Below are 14,641 nucleotides of genomic sequence, written 5' to 3' on the forward strand. Positions count from 1 at the left end.
GGTCGCGAATGTACCCGTCGATGATGACCGCAGCACCGGGAGGCCGCCGATGAGCGCGCCGCCGATCCTCGAGATGCGCTCCATCACCAAGGAGTTCCCGGGTGTGAAGGCCCTGTCCGAGGTCTCGCTCACGGTGATGCCCGCCGAGGTCCACGCGATCTGCGGCGAGAACGGCGCCGGCAAGTCGACGCTCATGAAGGTGCTCTCGGGCGTCTACCCGTACGGCACCTACACGGGCGACATCATCTTCCGCGGCGAAGAGGTGCAGTTCCGCGACATCCGTGCCAGCGAACAGGCCGGCATCGCGATCATCCACCAGGAGCTCGCCCTCATCCCCGAGCTCTCGATCACCGAGAACATCTTCCTCGGCAACGAGATCGCCCGCGGCGGCCGCATCGACTGGGCCGCGGCCAAGCTCCGCGCCATCGACCTGCTCGCCCGGGTCGGCCTGTCCGAAGACCCCGACACGCAGATCAAGCACCTCGGCGTCGGCAAGCAGCAGCTCGTCGAGATCGCGAAGGCGCTCGCGAAGGACGTGAAGCTCCTCATCCTCGACGAGCCCACCGCGGCGCTCAACGAGGACGACTCGGAGCACCTGCTCGACCTGATCCGCGGCCTCAAGGGCAAGGGGATCACCTCGATCATCATCTCCCACAAGCTCAACGAGATCGAGGAGATCGCCGACGAGATCACGATCATCCGCGACGGCCACACGATCGAGACGCTCGATGTGAAGGCCGGCGGGGTCGACGAGGACCGCATCATCCGCGGCATGGTCGGCCGTTCGCTCGAGAGCCGCTTCCCCGACCGCACCCCGCACATCGGCGACGTGTTCTTCGAGGTGAAGGACTGGACGATCCAGCACCCGCAGGTGCCCGAACGGCTCGTGGCGAAGGGGTCGAGCTTCAACGTGCGCCGCGGCGAGATCGTCGGGCTCGCGGGGCTCATGGGCGCCGGGCGCACCGAACTCGCGATGAGCGTCTTCGGCCGCTCCTACGGCAACTACCTCTCGGGCACGATCGTGAAGGACGGCAAGGAGATCGTCCTCAAGGACGTCGAGTCAGCGATCAACCACGGGCTCGCCTACGTGAGCGAGGACCGCAAGCAGCTCGGCCTCAACCTCCTCGACACCATCAAGCGGTCGATCGTCGCCGCGAAGCTCTCGAAGATCGCCAAGCGCGGCGTCATCGACGACTCGCGCGAGTTCGGCATCGCCGAGGACTACCGCAAGCAGCTGCGCATCAAGACGCCGAGCGTCGAGGCGGGGGTCTCGAAGCTCTCGGGCGGCAACCAGCAGAAGGTCGTGCTGGCGAAGTGGATGTTCACCGACCCCGACCTGCTCATCCTCGACGAGCCGACCCGCGGCATCGACGTGGGCGCGAAGTACGAGATCTACACGATCATCCAGTCGCTCGCGGCGCAGGGCAAGGGCGTCATCCTCATCTCGAGCGAGCTGCCCGAGCTGCTCGGCATCGCCGACCGCATCTACACGGTCTTCGAGGGCCAGATCACCGACAACATCCCCGCATCAGAGGCGAACCCCGAGGCGCTCATGCGCAGCATGACCTCGGCGAAGAAGAAGGCGAACGCATGAGCACGGCGAGCACCCCCGCGAGCACCCCTCCGAAGAAGGGCGGCCTCGCCGACATCCGCAAGGTCTTCGGCGGCGGGCAGTCGAGCCTCCGCCAGTTCGGCATCCTCGGCAGCCTCATCGTCATCATCGTGATCTTCCAGATCTGGACGAACGGGCTCACGCTCTCGCCGACGAACCTGATCAACGTCGTCAACCAGTACTCGTACATCCTGATCCTCGCGATCGGCATGGTGATGGTCATCATCATGGGCCACATCGACCTCTCGGTCGGCTCGGTGGCGGCGTTCACGGGCATCATCGTGGCGAAGTCGATGGCCGAGTGGAACCTGCCCTGGCCGCTCGCGATCGTGCTCGGCATCGCCGTCGGCGCCGCGATCGGCGCCTGGCAGGGCTTCTGGGTGGCGTTCGTCGGCGTCCCGGCGTTCATCGTGACGCTGGCCGGCATGCTCATCTTCCGCGGCGGCAACCAGCTGATCGGCCAGTCGACCACGACGCCCGTGCCCCAGGAGTTCGGCGTCATCGGCGCCGGCTACCTGCCCGAGCTCGCGGTGCCGCTGGACTTCAACGTGCTGACCATGTTGCTCGGCGTGCTCGGCGCCGGCTGGATCGTCTGGAACGAGATCCACCTGCGCCGCACGCAGAAGAAGCTCGGCTCCGAGATGGCGCCCGTCTGGGTGAGCGCCGTCAAGGTGGTCGTGCTCGCCGGCGTGATCCTCTGGGCAGCCTGGCTGTTCGCCACGGGCCGCCCCGGCACGAGCTTCCCGATCTCGGGCATCATCCTCGTCGTCCTCGTGATCGTCTACTCGTTCATCACGAACAACACGATCTTCGGCCGCCACATCTACGCGGTCGGCGGCAACCGTCTCGCGGCGACGCTGTCGGGCGTGAAGGACCGCCGGGTCGACTTCTTCGTGATGATGAACATGTCGGTGCTCGCCGCCCTCGCGGGCATGATCTTCGTCGCCCGCTCGACGGCGTCGGGCCCGCAGGACGGCAACGGCTGGGAGCTCGACGCGATCGCGGCCGTGTTCATCGGCGGCGCCGCGGTCTCGGGCGGCATCGGCACCGTGATCGGCTCGATCGTCGGTGGTCTCGTGATGGCGTTCCTCAACAACGGCCTCCAGCTCATCGGCGCCGGCGCCGACGTCGTGCAGATCATCAAGGGCCTCGTGCTCCTCCTCGCCGTGGCCGTCGACGTGTGGTCGAAGCGCCAGGGCGGGCCCTCGATCTTCGGCATCTGGTCCAACCGGCGCAAGGCGAAGCTCGAGTCGGAGGGCCCCGTCGAGGCCCCGGCCGTCGCTCCGACCGTCGCGTCCAACGAGTCCTCCCAGCCGAGCGACCTCCGCTCGCGCTGAACGAGAACGGATGCCTCGGCGTCGACGCCGCAGCATCCACCCACCCCTTCCCCTCCAAGAGAAGTCAGCAATCCCAAACAAGAAAGTGAATGATCAATGAAGAAGCTCACTCTTGCGGCCGCAGCGGTCGCAGCGGTCGCAGCACTCGCGCTCGCGGGCTGCTCGTCCGACCGCGGCGGTTCGACGGGCGGCGACGAGACCGGTTCGGCCGGCTTCGCGGCCGACTCGACGATCGGCATCGCACTTCCCGACAAGACCAGTGAGAACTGGGTGCTCGCGGGCGGCCTCTTCGAGGACGGCCTCAAGGACGCCGGCTTCAAGGGCGACGTGCAGTACGCGCCGGCCTCGAACACCGTCGCCGAGCAGCAGAACCAGATCTCGGCCATGGTCACCAACGGCGCGAAGGTCATCGTCATCGGCGCGAAGGACGGCAAGCAGCTCGGCACGCAGCTCCAGCAGGCCGCCGACGCCGGCGTCAAGATCATCGCGTACGACCGCCTGATCGAGAACACGCCGAACGTCGACTACTACGTGGCGTTCGACAACTTCGAGGTCGGCAAGCTGCAGGGCCAGGCCCTGCTCGACGGTCTCGCGGCGCGTTCGGGCCACGAGGCGCCGTGGAACATCGAGCTCTTCTCGGGCTCGCCCGACGACGCCAACTCGGCCGTGTTCTTCAACGGCGCCATGGAGGTCCTCCAGCCGAAGATCGACGACGGCACGCTCGTCGTCGTCTCGGGCCAGACCGACATCGCGCAGACCGCGACCCAGGGCTGGGAGGCCGAGAACGCCCAGAGCCGCATGGACTCGCTGCTCGCCGCGAACTACGCGGACAAGGACGTCGACGGCGTGCTCTCGCCGAACGACAACCTCGCCCGTGCGATCATCACCTCGGCCAAGCAGGCCGGCAAGGACATCTCGAAGGTGACCGTCACCGGTCAGGACTCCGAGGTCGAGTCGGTGAAGTCGATCATGGCCGGTGAGCAGTACTCGACCATCAACAAGGACACCAACCTCCTCGTCGAGCAGACGATCAAGATGATCCAGCAGCTCCAGAAGGGCGAAGAGGTCGACGTCAACGACACCGAGCAGTACGACAACGGCGTGAAGGTCGTCCCGGCGTACCTGCTCGCCCCGGTCATCGTGACCAAGGAGAACGCGGCCGAGGCGTACGCCAACAACCCGAACCTCCTCGACATCGTGAACGCGGCGGGCTAGTCCCACCCGGCCGAACGGCACGAACGACGGCCCCCGCTCCTCGGAGCGGGGGCCGTCGTCGTGTTCGGCCTCCCACTCGGTCCGCCGCCCGCCGTCCGCCGCCCGCCGCCCGCCGCCCGCCGGCGGGACCCCGGGCGAGGGCGCTGCACCAATCCGGACGGAAACCGTCCGGATGCTTGTGGAGGATGTGGGCAGGGGTTCAGATGGTGCGGACCGTCCGCCCAGCGCCCTACGAGAGAAGGCTGATCATGGACTGGAAGATCGAACTCATCTTCGTGCCCGTCACCGACGTCGATCGGGCGAAGGAGTTCTACGTCGAGAAGCTCGGGTTCAACGCCGACCACGACCAGACGGTGATGGAGGGGCTGCGCTTCGTGCAGCTCACCCCGCCCGGCTCGGCCTGCTCGATCGCGATCGGGCAGGGGCTCGGCAGCGCGATCCAGCCGGGCACCCTCGACGTGATCCAGGTGGTCATCCCCGACGCCGACGCGGCGCTCGCCGAGCTGCGGGCGAAGGGCGTCGAGGCCGAGGGGGTCGACGAGCAGGCCTGGGGCCGGTTCGTCAGCCTGAAGGACCCCGACGGCAATCGCTGGACCCTGCAGGAGCTGCCCGACTACTCGCAGCAGGCGTAGCCGAGCGCGCGCGGCCCACCGCCCGCGTCGCGCGCGCCCGTGGCCGTGAGCTCGCACCGGTGCGAGGATGGAACGCATGGCACTGCACATCACGGGGGACCAGGCGGCCGATGAGCTGCTCTCGAACGACGCGTTCGCGCTGCTCACCGGCATGCTGCTCGACCAGCAGGTCGCGATGGAGACGGCGTTCGCCGGCCCGGCGAAGATCGTCGAGCGGCTCGGCACGATCGATCCGGGGGCGATCGCCGCGACCGATCCCGAGCGCTTCGCCGAGCTGTTCGCGCAGACGCCGGCCGTGCACCGCTTCCCGGGGTCGATGGCGGGTCGGGTGCAGTCGCTCGCCGGCGCCGTGCGCGACGACTGGGGCGGCGACGCCTCCGCGATCTGGACGCAGGGCGACCCGTCGGGCGCCGAGGTGCTCAAGCGGCTGAAGGCGCTGCCCGGGTTCGGCGAGCAGAAGGCGAAGATCTTCCTCGCGCTCCTCGGCAAGCAGTGCGGCGTCGAGGCGCCGGGCTGGCGCGAGGCGGCCGGCGCCTACGGCGACGAGGGCTCGTTCGCCTCGGTCGCCGACATCGTGAGCCCCGAGTCGCTCGCGAAGGTGCGCGCGACGAAGCAGGCGGCGAAGGCCGCGGCGAAGGCTGCGAAGGCCTGATCGATCCACCACGGCGGATGCCGCGGGGCCGGCCCCGCGACATCCGCCGTCGTGCTGCCGTCGTGGGCACGGCGACACGCTCTCGCGGTGCCCGCCGATGTCGGTGGGTGGTGGCATGGTGGGGGCTACAACACCATATGTAGGGGTGGTCGCACCCGAGGGCCCCCAAGTGTCGTGCATCGCGACACGCCGGGGCGTTCATCCACAGCCGTGAGATCTCGAAATCCCGCAACTGTGGATAACCGCACGGCACCCCTGCAAACAGGCCGATCATCGCGACATCCGTTGTTCACAACCGGTGGAAAACCCCGTGGATAACTACATGAATGTAACTACATCATGTTGTGGCGGTTCAGTTCGGCAGGCACTAGATGTAGTATTGAAGTGTCAATCAGCAACATGGGGGATGGGCCTTGAAAAGCCCGAGAACGAGGGGAAAACCATGACGGTCACGGTCTACACGAAGCCTTCCTGCGTCCAGTGCAACGCGACGTATCGCGCCCTCGACAGCAAGGGCATCGAATACGAGGTGCTCGACCTCTCGGTCGACGAGAACGCGCTCGCCCAGGTCAAGGAGCTCGGCTACCTGCAGGCCCCCGTCGTGATCACCGACGAAGACCACTGGTCGGGCTTCCGCCCCGACAAGATCGACGAGCTCGCCTCGCGCCTGGCGTAATCGCCGCCGGTGAGCTCGGGGGAGTGAACCGGAACGCGAAGGAGACGATCATGACGAACCTGGTCTACTTCTCGAGCGTCTCGGGCAACACCAAGCGCTTCATCGAGAAGCTCGGCCGGCCGGCTGCGCGCATTCCGCTGCACGCCCGTGAGCCGGCACTCGAGGTCGACGAGCCGTTCGTGCTCGTCGTGCCGACCTACGGCGGAGGCGACGGCAAAGGCGCCGTGCCGAAGCAGGTCATCAAGTTTCTCAACGACGAGCGCAATCGCGCCCTCATCCGGGGCGTGATCAGCGCAGGCAACACCAACTTCGGGTCGGCCTTCGGTCTGGCCGGCGACATCATCGCCGCGAAGACCGGGGTGCCGCACCTCTACCGCTTCGAAGTATTCGGAACCCCAGACGACGTTCGCGCCGTCGACGATGGATTGGACGCATTTTGGCGAAGTCAGCAGCAGCAACGGACGGCGTAGCCCTCATGGAGGCGCCCCGCACCGCGATGGATTACCACTCGCTCAACGCGATGCTCAACCTCTACGGCGCCGACGGCAAGATCCAGTTCGAGAAGGACCGCGAGGCGGCGCGCGAGTACTTCCTCCAGCACGTCAACCAGAACACCGTCTTCTTCCACTCGCTGAAGGAGCGGCTCGACTACCTCGTCGAGAAGGAGTACTACGAGCCCGAGGTGATCGAGCAGTACTCGTTCGAGTTCATCCAGAAGCTCAACGACCTGGCCTACTCGAAGAAGTTCCGCTTCGAGACGTTCCTCGGCGCGTTCAAGTACTACACGAGCTACACGCTCAAGACCTTCGACGGCAAGCGCTACCTCGAGCGCTTCGAAGACCGGGTCGTCATGACCGCGCTCGGCCTCGCGCAGGGCGACGAGCAGCTCGCGATCGACCTCGTGGAGGAGATCATCGGCGGGCGCTTCCAGCCGGCGACGCCGACCTTCCTCAACACGGGCAAGGCGCAGCGCGGCGAGCTCGTCTCCTGCTTCCTGCTGCGGATCGAAGACAACATGGAGTCGATCGCGCGCGGCATCAACTCGGCGCTGCAGCTCTCGAAGCGCGGCGGCGGTGTGGCGCTGCTGCTGTCGAACGTGCGCGAGTCGGGCGCCCCGATCAAGCAGATCGAGAACCAGTCCTCGGGCATCATCCCCGTGATGAAGCTGCTCGAAGACAGCTTCAGCTACGCCAACCAGCTCGGTGCCCGCCAGGGCGCCGGCGCGGTGTACCTCTCGGCGCACCACCCCGACATCATGCGGTTCCTCGACACGAAGCGCGAGAACGCCGACGAGAAGATCCGCATCAAGACGCTGTCGCTCGGCGTCGTCGTGCCCGACATCACCTTCGAGCTCGCGAAGAACAACGAGGACATGTACCTGTTCTCGCCGTACGACGTCGAGAAGGTCTACGGCAAGCCGTTCGGCGACGTGCCGATCACCGAGCACTACCGCGAGATGGTCGACAACCCGCGCATCAAGAAGACGAAGATCAACGCGCGCGAGTTCTTCCAGACGATCGCCGAGATCCAGTTCGAGTCGGGCTACCCCTACATCGTGTTCGAGGACACGGTGAACAAGGCGAACCCGATCAAGGGCCGCATCAACATGTCGAACCTCTGCAGCGAGATCCTGCAGGTGAACACGCCGACCACGTACAACGAAGACCTGTCGTACGACCAGATCGGCAAGGACATCAGCTGCAACCTCGGTTCGCTGAACATCGCCCTCACGATGGACTCGCCCGACTTCGGCAAGACCGTCGAGACCGCGATCCGCGGCCTCACCTCGGTGTCGAACCAGAGCCACATCGCCTCGGTCCGTTCGATCGAAGACGGCAACGACAAGTCGCACGCCATCGGCCTCGGTCAGATGAACCTGCACGGCTACCTCGCCCGCGAGCGCATCTTCTACGGCAGCGAAGAGGGCATCGACTTCACGAACATCTACTTCTACACGGTGCTGTTCCACGCGCTGCGCGCGTCGAACAAGATCTCGATCGAGCGCGGCGAGACCTTCGACGGCTTCGCCGACTCGAAGTACGCGTCGGGCGAGTTCTTCGACAAGTACACGGATGCCGCGTGGGTGCCCGAGACCGCGAAGGTCACCCAGCTCTTCGCCGACGCCGGGGTGCACATCCCGACGCAGCAGGACTGGCAGGAGCTCAAGGCCTCCATCCAGGAGCACGGCATCTACAACCAGAACCTGCAGGCGGTGCCGCCGACCGGCTCGATCTCGTACATCAACAACTCGACGGCGTCGATCCACCCGATCGCCTCGAAGATCGAGATCCGCAAGGAGGGCAAGCTCGGGCGCGTCTACTACCCGGCGGCGTTCATGACGAACGACAACCTGGAGTACTACCAGGACGCGTACGAGATCGGCTACGAGAAGGTCATCGACACCTACGCCGCGGCGACGCAGCACGTCGACCAGGGCCTCTCGCTCACCCTGTTCTTCAAGGACACGGCGACGACCCGCGACATCAACCGCGCGCAGATCTACGCGTGGAAGAAGGGCATCAAGACGATCTACTACATCCGTCTGCGCCAGCTCGCGCTCGAGGGCACCGACATGACCGAGTGCGTCAGCTGCATGCTGTAGTGCCGGTCGAGTAGCGAAGCGTATCGAGACCCACAGCCACGCGGCATCCGCCCTCTTCTTGAAGGAACAGCAATGACCCTCACCGACCCGGTCAACTCGGCCAGCAACGACCCCGCGCACGTCGGCGGCAAGCTGAAGCTCGTCGACCACGTCAACGCGATCAACTGGAACCGGATCCAGGACGACAAGGACCTCGAGGTCTGGAACCGCCTGGTGAACAACTTCTGGCTGCCCGAGAAGGTGCCGCTGTCGAACGACATCCAGTCGTGGAACACGCTGACGCCCGAGGAGCAGACGCTCACGATGCGCGTGTTCACGGGCCTCACCCTGCTCGACACCATCCAGGGCACGGTCGGCGCGGTCTCGCTCATCCCCGACGCGATCACGCCTCATGAAGAGGCCGTCTACACGAACATCGCGTTCATGGAGTCGGTGCACGCGAAGAGCTACTCCTCGATCTTCTCGACGCTCTGCTCGACGAAGGAGATCGACGACGCCTTCCGCTGGTCGGTCGAGAACGAGAACCTTCAGAAGAAGGCCGCGATCGTCATGGAGTACTACCAGGGCGACTCCCCGCTCAAGCGCAAGGTCGCCTCGACCCTGCTCGAGAGCTTCCTCTTCTACTCGGGCTTCTACCTGCCGATGTACTGGTCGAGCCGCGCGAAGCTCACCAACACGGCCGACCTGATCCGCCTCATCATCCGCGACGAGGCCGTGCACGGGTACTACATCGGCTACAAGTTCCAGAAGGGCCTCGAGCGCATCTCGCAGGCCGAGCGCGACGAGCTGAAGGACTACACCTTCTCGCTGCTCTACGAGCTCTACGACAACGAGGTGCAGTACACGCAGGACCTCTACGACGGCGTCGGGCTGACCGAGGACGTCAAGAAGTTCCTGCACTACAACGCGAACAAGGCCCTCATGAACCTCGGCTACGAGCCGATGTTCCCGAAGACCGTCACCGACGTGAACCCGGCGATCCTGTCGGCGCTCTCCCCGAATGCCGACGAGAACCACGACTTCTTCTCGGGGTCGGGCTCGTCGTACGTCATCGGCAAGGCCGTGGTGACCGAGGATGAGGACTGGGACTTCTAGGTTCTTGTGAGACACCACTGAAGTTGATCCGGCGTGGGTTCCAAGTTGATCCGGTTCAAACTACTTGATCCCGTAGGGGGTAGTTGATCCATGATGCGACTGGGATCCACGCTGGATTGCTCCAGGAGGCTCTGAGATGGGCCGAACTTCACGTGAGAAGCCGCGCGAGCTGACTGACTCGTGGCCCGACCGTCCGTCGGAGGATCCTGCTGGCGAGGAGGCCCGTAGGTTCGCTCAAAACCTGATCGCAGCACTCGAGGGGCGAAGCCTCCGAAGCGTCGCAACAGACGCCGGACTCGACGAAGGGACACTCCGTCGGGTCATCGCGGGGGAGTCATGGCCAGACTTGAGGACGATCGCGCGAGTCCAGCAGGGGCTTGGCAAGCGGCTTATCTGAGGTGCTCGCCGTGACCGGGCGGGCGAGCTCCTCACGCCCGGCCGAACGTCTCGAGCACGGCTGAACTCTGTGCCGCCGTGGAGTCGACGAAGCGGCGCCGACTGTGGATAACCGGAATAGGCCACCCTTGTCGTATCTACCCTCATCTGATGGATGAGATCTTCGCCTCGGAGCCGGACTGCCCGAACTGCGGCACCCGCACAATCGCAACGAAGGGCGGCATCTACGTTTATCGCGCCTGCAAGCTGCCTGTGCATCCAGCGATTGGCCTGTGAGCCTAGGGGCGGCGCAAGCACCTGACCAGCGTCATCCGCTCGAGCAGCCCGTTCCATGCGTGTACCAGTGGCTCAGCAGTGCCAATGTGTGTCCAACCCCGAACGGCTGTGTGTAGGGACTCCAGCCGGTCGGGATCATAAACGGGCGTGGGGCCATCTCAGCCTCTGTGTCAGACGCCGAAGCGTAGAATCGAGGCATCCCGCGCGGGCCGGCGTGTTCCCCTTTCGACCCCTCGAATGGAGCTCCGGCCCGTTGCGCTATTGGTCCCCGAACCTCAGATCCGTCACCCGTGGCGAATGGCTGCAGTTTGACGGCGAACGTCGCATCGCCGTAATCCGCGAAGTCAATGTCGGCACCCCGCCGCAGCAGTTGCTTCGCGCCGATACGTGGGTGCCCGCCGAGGCTGGTCGCGACTTTCTCGGCTACTTTCCGGGCGAAGCCCTTCGCCTCGCCGCGGAGATGGTGTGGGAGGTGTACCAGGCTGCTCTCGCAGCCACGAAAAGAGGAGCGATTTGTGCCGCCGCGTGACGAGGCAAGGTGGCACCCGATCATGGCCGCCGTCGAGGGTCCCGTCGGCACGTGGCGTCTGGTCGACTCCCTCGAGAAGGAATACGGACGGATCCGGCTCGTGCGCCTCGACGGCGAGCCGCGTTATCGAACAGAGTTTCGCGGCCGGCTCCTCGGGTACGGCGCCACGCTGAGGAGTTCGTGCGAGCGTGGGCAGCAGGCCTACATCGCATCCGTCGCGCCGGGCGGGCGGATCGGGTGGGAGGCCGAGGGCAGTGCCACCCGGCGCAACGTCACGCCTGGTCGATGATCTGGGGGCCGTCCTCGCCGACCTTGAACGGCCGCATGGTCCGCATCTCGATTTGCTCCGCGACGGGGGGGGGCATTCACCGCCTCATCGACCATCTCCTGATCGCCCATGCACGATGGGTCGAGCCACCAGTCCCAGAGAGCGCCGGGGCATCATTACGGGAGATCGGCCGTGGCTTCGACGAACTCACCCGCATCACATAGAAGTTTGGGAATTTAGTAGGTCGCCCGACTCATTTAAATTATGCTCGGAAGCATCCGGAGGACGCGTCACCAGGCCGACGTGGTCGGCGTACTTGGCCTAGTGCGCAGTCAGAAGGTCTGGTCGTGATCGTCCATCGTGCTAGCGGGGAGCATTCGTATGCGGTGTCTAGAGGGGAACGACAAGCAGAACGCGTTGACAACTCTTCAGAAGGCGCGTGCGGAGGGAACGACAAGGCCATGAATCGGCTGGCGCCCGGCCTCTGCGTCGGCGGCACGTCCGGTCGCAGAAAGTGGTTCCGATGTCCGGACATTCAGGTAGGCAAATCATGAGCACTAAGAACCGGTCAGGAGATCGTATTGAAGTTCTTGAAGAGCATCGCAGCCGGTAGTTCCGCGTTCTTGTTGATCGCGACGATCGCTGGAACAACATCACCTGCGTACGCAGAAGGGAGTACACCAGAATTCACACTGCAGGCGATCGGTACGGCGCTTGAAGAGGGGCTGACCGCTCGGAGCGGTGATTCCCGGCTGCAGGTCATTCTCGCTGGCAAGTCCTCGAGTGAGACAGAGGGGGCAGCGACGGATCTGCTCGTCATGCGCTCTCCAGATGGCACGGAAGCGCTTGTCGACACAACGCTGCTTGCCTCCGAGGACTCGCTGAGTCACGCCGTGTCGGCAGTTGGGGACGGATTCGTAGACCTTTCCTGGCCGGATGTGTCCGCCACTGGCGAGTATGAAGTTCTTCGGGATGGACAAGCCATAGCCACCGTCGGGGAGAACTCCTATCGTGACGTGACCGCCCTCGCAGGTACGACGCATCACTATCAGGTGAGTACAAGCGTCACGAAGCCGGACGAACTGATGACCGACGCCGAGCAACGAGCGGCGGCGGCCGGCGACCCTGCACCAGAGAGCGGGAAAATCTGGGGATTCGAGATCGACATCCCCGAAGCGGGAGTCGACTCCCGGGCGCTTCTAGCAGATGCGAGCGCGGCAGCAACCAACTCCGCATCGATGAACGTCTACTATCAAACCTTCATCCGGCCCATGACGATCACAGCCGATGTTCCCGGATCTTGCAAGTACACGGCGCCTGACAAGTACATGGGCGACAACCGCGGATTCGAGCTTAAGAACTTCAATTTCCGTACTGATTCCCAGATATTGATCCTCTGGGGAGCCTATTCGAGCCCCGGATTCTTCCAATCAAGAATCTATACGGGAGTGACCACGGCATTCACCGCCGACGATCAATTCTTGGAAGCTGGACAGGCTGTGCCGAATCAAACAGCCCAAGTGATGGGCCAATCCCCGAGCACGATTGACTTCCGTGTTTCCTTCCAAGCCGGCGACCCTTTTTGCTATGCCAGGTCTATTGCGGCTGTCTACAACGCGACTCTAACTCGCACAGGCAACTACGCCATCGGAGGCACCCACCGAGGCGCACCGGACCACCAGATCGTGTTGGAGCGCGGTGACTACGACGCAAACTACAACATCATCCAGAAGCGGAAGTTTATCTACACTCGGGAACAGGCAGACATCCTCTGCCTCGTAGGAGGATTGTGTCCGGAACTCCAGATCGCTACTCAAGGAACGTACGAGTAGCCTTCAAGCCGACTGCCCGCTCGACGGCCCAGGAGGCCTGTGCGGTTGCGTTTGTATCGATCGTTTCAGGTTCATTCGGCGCAGCGGTGATCTCCGGTGGCGAGCTCGCGCTGACAGGGGTACCTGAGTACCTCGTAGGTGCGCTCGCGAGCGGATTGATCTACTGGCTCCTGGCCTTGAGATTTCCGCGAGGAGAGCTGTGGGCTGCGCTCGCTCAAGCGGTGGCCGCGTCGCTGATTGCTGCGACACTGATGGCGATCTGGGTAGTGATCCAGACCCAGGGAAGCGTTCAGACGATTGTCATCGGGTTTCTTTTGTACTGGGTCATGTACGGAATGCCATTCGGCGCGGCAGTTGGGGCCCTCGGTGTTCGACTGATCCTTGCGCGTCGCAGACGGCAATCAGATGCGTATCAAGTTGAGTCATCGAATGCAGTTGCATCCTCGACCGGCGGGGATAGCCCAGAGAAGTGAAATGTGACGGGGAGGTGGGCTTCAGGCCACCTCCCCGCCCTCATACCTCCGCATAAGGTGAACTCGCGAAGTCCCCTCGTAGTGCGCGTCGACTTCCGCGAACGACCAACCGGCTGCATTCAACACATTTGGGCGCTACCGTTTGGTGACCGCCGTGCAGCGATGAATCGCGCCCGGCAGGTCGTCATCGTCTCCTGACGCCGGGGCCCGCGCGTCGAATCGACTTCGTTCTCGCGAACCGGCGCTTTCATCGTTCAACCGCGCTGTCCAGGGAAAGACTCTTGGTTAGGCGGTGCCGGGGAACAGCCGCCAGCTGTTGGCGGCCGCTATCCGGACGAGGTGCGGGTCGTTGCCAACGACGATGGGGTTCCCAACGATCCGGAGCAGCGGCTCATCGCTGCGATGGTCGGCGTATGCGTAGGCAGCCCCCAGGTCAGTGCGGGTCTGCTCTGCGTGCGCACGAACAGCGGAGGCCTTTCGCGGGCCGAGCATCATGACCTCGAAGGCACCACTCAGTGTGTCGCCGTCCTGCTCCAGCTGAGGGACGCTTTGCAGCACCGTGCCAACTCCGAGCTCGCGTGCAATCGGCTCAAGGCAAGGAGCCCAGGAACCGGACACGAACACGATCTCATCGTTGCCATCCAGATGGGACTGGAGGGCGTTCACCACGTTTTCCTGATAGAGCGACGAGGCGACCGACGTATGCCATGCCACCCCGGCCTCTCGCAGATTAGACCAGGATTCGCCGCGGAATGCGTTCGCGAAAGCCTGGTGAATCTCATCCAGATCGGTGCTGTGCGCAGCAAGCGACAGCAACGCATCGACTCGGCTGGACACAACAGCTCCCGAAGCCGTTCCTGCGTAGAAGTGGATGAATGATTCGAGCGAGCCGATACGGGTCAGCGTGTGATCAACATCGAAATACGCAACGACCCTCCCTGCATGATTGCCTGCCACCAGTGGTGTCTCCATAAGTAACTCGACTAAGTTGAACGAACCCCTTACTTTAGTCGCGGACATCCTCCAACGACAGGCAAGGTGATACC

15 protein-coding genes are annotated in these 14,641 nt (G+C 64.3%); 14 read left to right on the plus strand and 1 reads right to left on the minus strand.

Features of this window, described 5'->3' with window-relative positions:
- Positions 1-49: 49 nt before the first annotated feature.
- From mmsA to ACFVTH_RS11040, 14 genes are all read left to right on the plus strand, one after another.
- Entirely contained in the window at positions 50-1,594 is a 1,545-nt protein-coding gene (gene mmsA, locus ACFVTH_RS10975; RefSeq protein ID WP_387090424.1) for a multiple monosaccharide ABC transporter ATP-binding protein, read from the plus strand.
- Complete coding sequence (mmsB, locus tag ACFVTH_RS10980; RefSeq protein WP_387090426.1) at positions 1,591-2,949, plus strand: multiple monosaccharide ABC transporter permease; 1,359 nt, start codon at positions 1,591-1,593, stop codon at positions 2,947-2,949. Before mmsA ends, mmsB begins: the two co-directional genes overlap by 4 nt.
- Before the next feature lie 96 nt (positions 2,950-3,045).
- Positions 3,046-4,164 carry a substrate-binding domain-containing protein gene (locus ACFVTH_RS10985; protein ID WP_387090429.1) on the plus strand — a complete coding sequence of 373 codons (1,119 nt, stop codon included), beginning with the start codon at positions 3,046-3,048 and terminating at the stop codon, positions 4,162-4,164.
- Positions 4,165-4,412: 248 nt separating this feature from the next.
- Entirely contained in the window at positions 4,413-4,796 is a 384-nt protein-coding gene (locus ACFVTH_RS10990) for a glyoxalase superfamily protein (protein WP_386938414.1), read from the plus strand.
- A gap of 67 nt (positions 4,797-4,863) precedes the next feature.
- Positions 4,864-5,448: an HhH-GPD-type base excision DNA repair protein gene (locus ACFVTH_RS10995; RefSeq protein WP_387090431.1), complete on the plus strand. Its 585-nt coding sequence runs from the start codon at positions 4,864-4,866 to the stop codon at positions 5,446-5,448.
- Positions 5,449-5,890: 442 nt separating this feature from the next.
- Complete coding sequence (gene nrdH, locus ACFVTH_RS11000) at positions 5,891-6,124, plus strand: glutaredoxin-like protein NrdH (RefSeq protein ID WP_386898926.1); 234 nt, start codon at positions 5,891-5,893, stop codon at positions 6,122-6,124.
- A gap of 50 nt (positions 6,125-6,174) precedes the next feature.
- Positions 6,175-6,594, plus strand: a complete 420-nt coding sequence (gene nrdI, locus ACFVTH_RS11005; protein ID WP_386938411.1) for a class Ib ribonucleoside-diphosphate reductase assembly flavoprotein NrdI — start codon at positions 6,175-6,177, stop codon at positions 6,592-6,594.
- A gap of 26 nt (positions 6,595-6,620) precedes the next feature.
- A complete protein-coding gene (gene nrdE, locus ACFVTH_RS11010; protein WP_387090434.1) occupies positions 6,621-8,726 on the plus strand; it encodes a class 1b ribonucleoside-diphosphate reductase subunit alpha in 2,106 nt (701 codons plus the stop codon).
- A 72-nt stretch (positions 8,727-8,798) separates the two neighbouring features.
- Positions 8,799-9,821 carry a class 1b ribonucleoside-diphosphate reductase subunit beta gene (gene nrdF / locus ACFVTH_RS11015; RefSeq protein WP_387090436.1) on the plus strand — a complete coding sequence of 341 codons (1,023 nt, stop codon included), beginning with the start codon at positions 8,799-8,801 and terminating at the stop codon, positions 9,819-9,821.
- Between the two features lie 546 nt (positions 9,822-10,367).
- Entirely contained in the window at positions 10,368-10,493 is a 126-nt protein-coding gene (locus ACFVTH_RS11020) for a hypothetical protein (protein WP_387090439.1), read from the plus strand.
- 253 nt (positions 10,494-10,746) lie between these two features.
- Positions 10,747-11,022, plus strand: coding sequence for a hypothetical protein (locus tag ACFVTH_RS11025; RefSeq protein WP_387090441.1), 276 nt, complete (start codon positions 10,747-10,749; stop codon positions 11,020-11,022).
- Positions 11,023-11,044: 22 nt separating this feature from the next.
- A complete protein-coding gene (locus ACFVTH_RS11030) occupies positions 11,045-11,311 on the plus strand; it encodes a hypothetical protein (RefSeq protein ID WP_387090444.1) in 267 nt (88 codons plus the stop codon).
- Positions 11,312-11,871: 560 nt separating this feature from the next.
- Positions 11,872-13,122 carry a hypothetical protein gene (locus ACFVTH_RS11035; protein WP_387090446.1) on the plus strand — a complete coding sequence of 417 codons (1,251 nt, stop codon included), beginning with the start codon at positions 11,872-11,874 and terminating at the stop codon, positions 13,120-13,122.
- On the plus strand, positions 13,080-13,595 hold the full coding sequence (locus ACFVTH_RS11040; RefSeq protein ID WP_387090449.1) for a hypothetical protein: 516 nt from the start codon (positions 13,080-13,082) through the stop codon (positions 13,593-13,595). The genes ACFVTH_RS11035 and ACFVTH_RS11040 overlap by 43 nt, the downstream gene beginning before the upstream one ends.
- Before the next feature lie 285 nt (positions 13,596-13,880).
- On the opposite strand, the gene ACFVTH_RS11045 is transcribed toward ACFVTH_RS11040, so the two are convergent.
- Complete coding sequence (locus ACFVTH_RS11045) at positions 13,881-14,552, minus strand: HAD family hydrolase (protein WP_387090451.1); 672 nt, start codon at positions 14,550-14,552, stop codon at positions 13,881-13,883.
- Positions 14,553-14,641 lie beyond the last annotated feature (89 nt).

Origin of the sequence: Agromyces sp. NPDC058104 (assembly GCF_042884835.1) — a bacterium.
GTDB lineage: Bacteria > Actinomycetota > Actinomycetes > Actinomycetales > Microbacteriaceae > Agromyces.

Coding starts and splice junctions, on each gene's coding strand:
- mmsA (WP_387090424.1), top strand. CDS start 50: ATGAGCGCGCCGCCGATCCTCGAGATGCGCTCCATCACCAAGGAGTTC.
- mmsB (WP_387090426.1), top strand. CDS start 1,591: ATGAGCACGGCGAGCACCCCCGCGAGCACCCCTCCGAAGAAGGGCGGC.
- ACFVTH_RS10985 (WP_387090429.1), top strand. CDS start 3,046: ATGAAGAAGCTCACTCTTGCGGCCGCAGCGGTCGCAGCGGTCGCAGCA.
- ACFVTH_RS10990 (WP_386938414.1), top strand. CDS start 4,413: ATGGACTGGAAGATCGAACTCATCTTCGTGCCCGTCACCGACGTCGAT.
- ACFVTH_RS10995 (WP_387090431.1), top strand. CDS start 4,864: ATGGAACGCATGGCACTGCACATCACGGGGGACCAGGCGGCCGATGAG.
- nrdH (WP_386898926.1), top strand. CDS start 5,891: ATGACGGTCACGGTCTACACGAAGCCTTCCTGCGTCCAGTGCAACGCG.
- nrdI (WP_386938411.1), top strand. CDS start 6,175: ATGACGAACCTGGTCTACTTCTCGAGCGTCTCGGGCAACACCAAGCGC.
- nrdE (WP_387090434.1), top strand. CDS start 6,621: ATGGATTACCACTCGCTCAACGCGATGCTCAACCTCTACGGCGCCGAC.
- nrdF (WP_387090436.1), top strand. CDS start 8,799: ATGACCCTCACCGACCCGGTCAACTCGGCCAGCAACGACCCCGCGCAC.
- ACFVTH_RS11020 (WP_387090439.1), top strand. CDS start 10,368: ATGGATGAGATCTTCGCCTCGGAGCCGGACTGCCCGAACTGCGGCACC.
- ACFVTH_RS11030 (WP_387090444.1), top strand. CDS start 11,045: ATGGCCGCCGTCGAGGGTCCCGTCGGCACGTGGCGTCTGGTCGACTCC.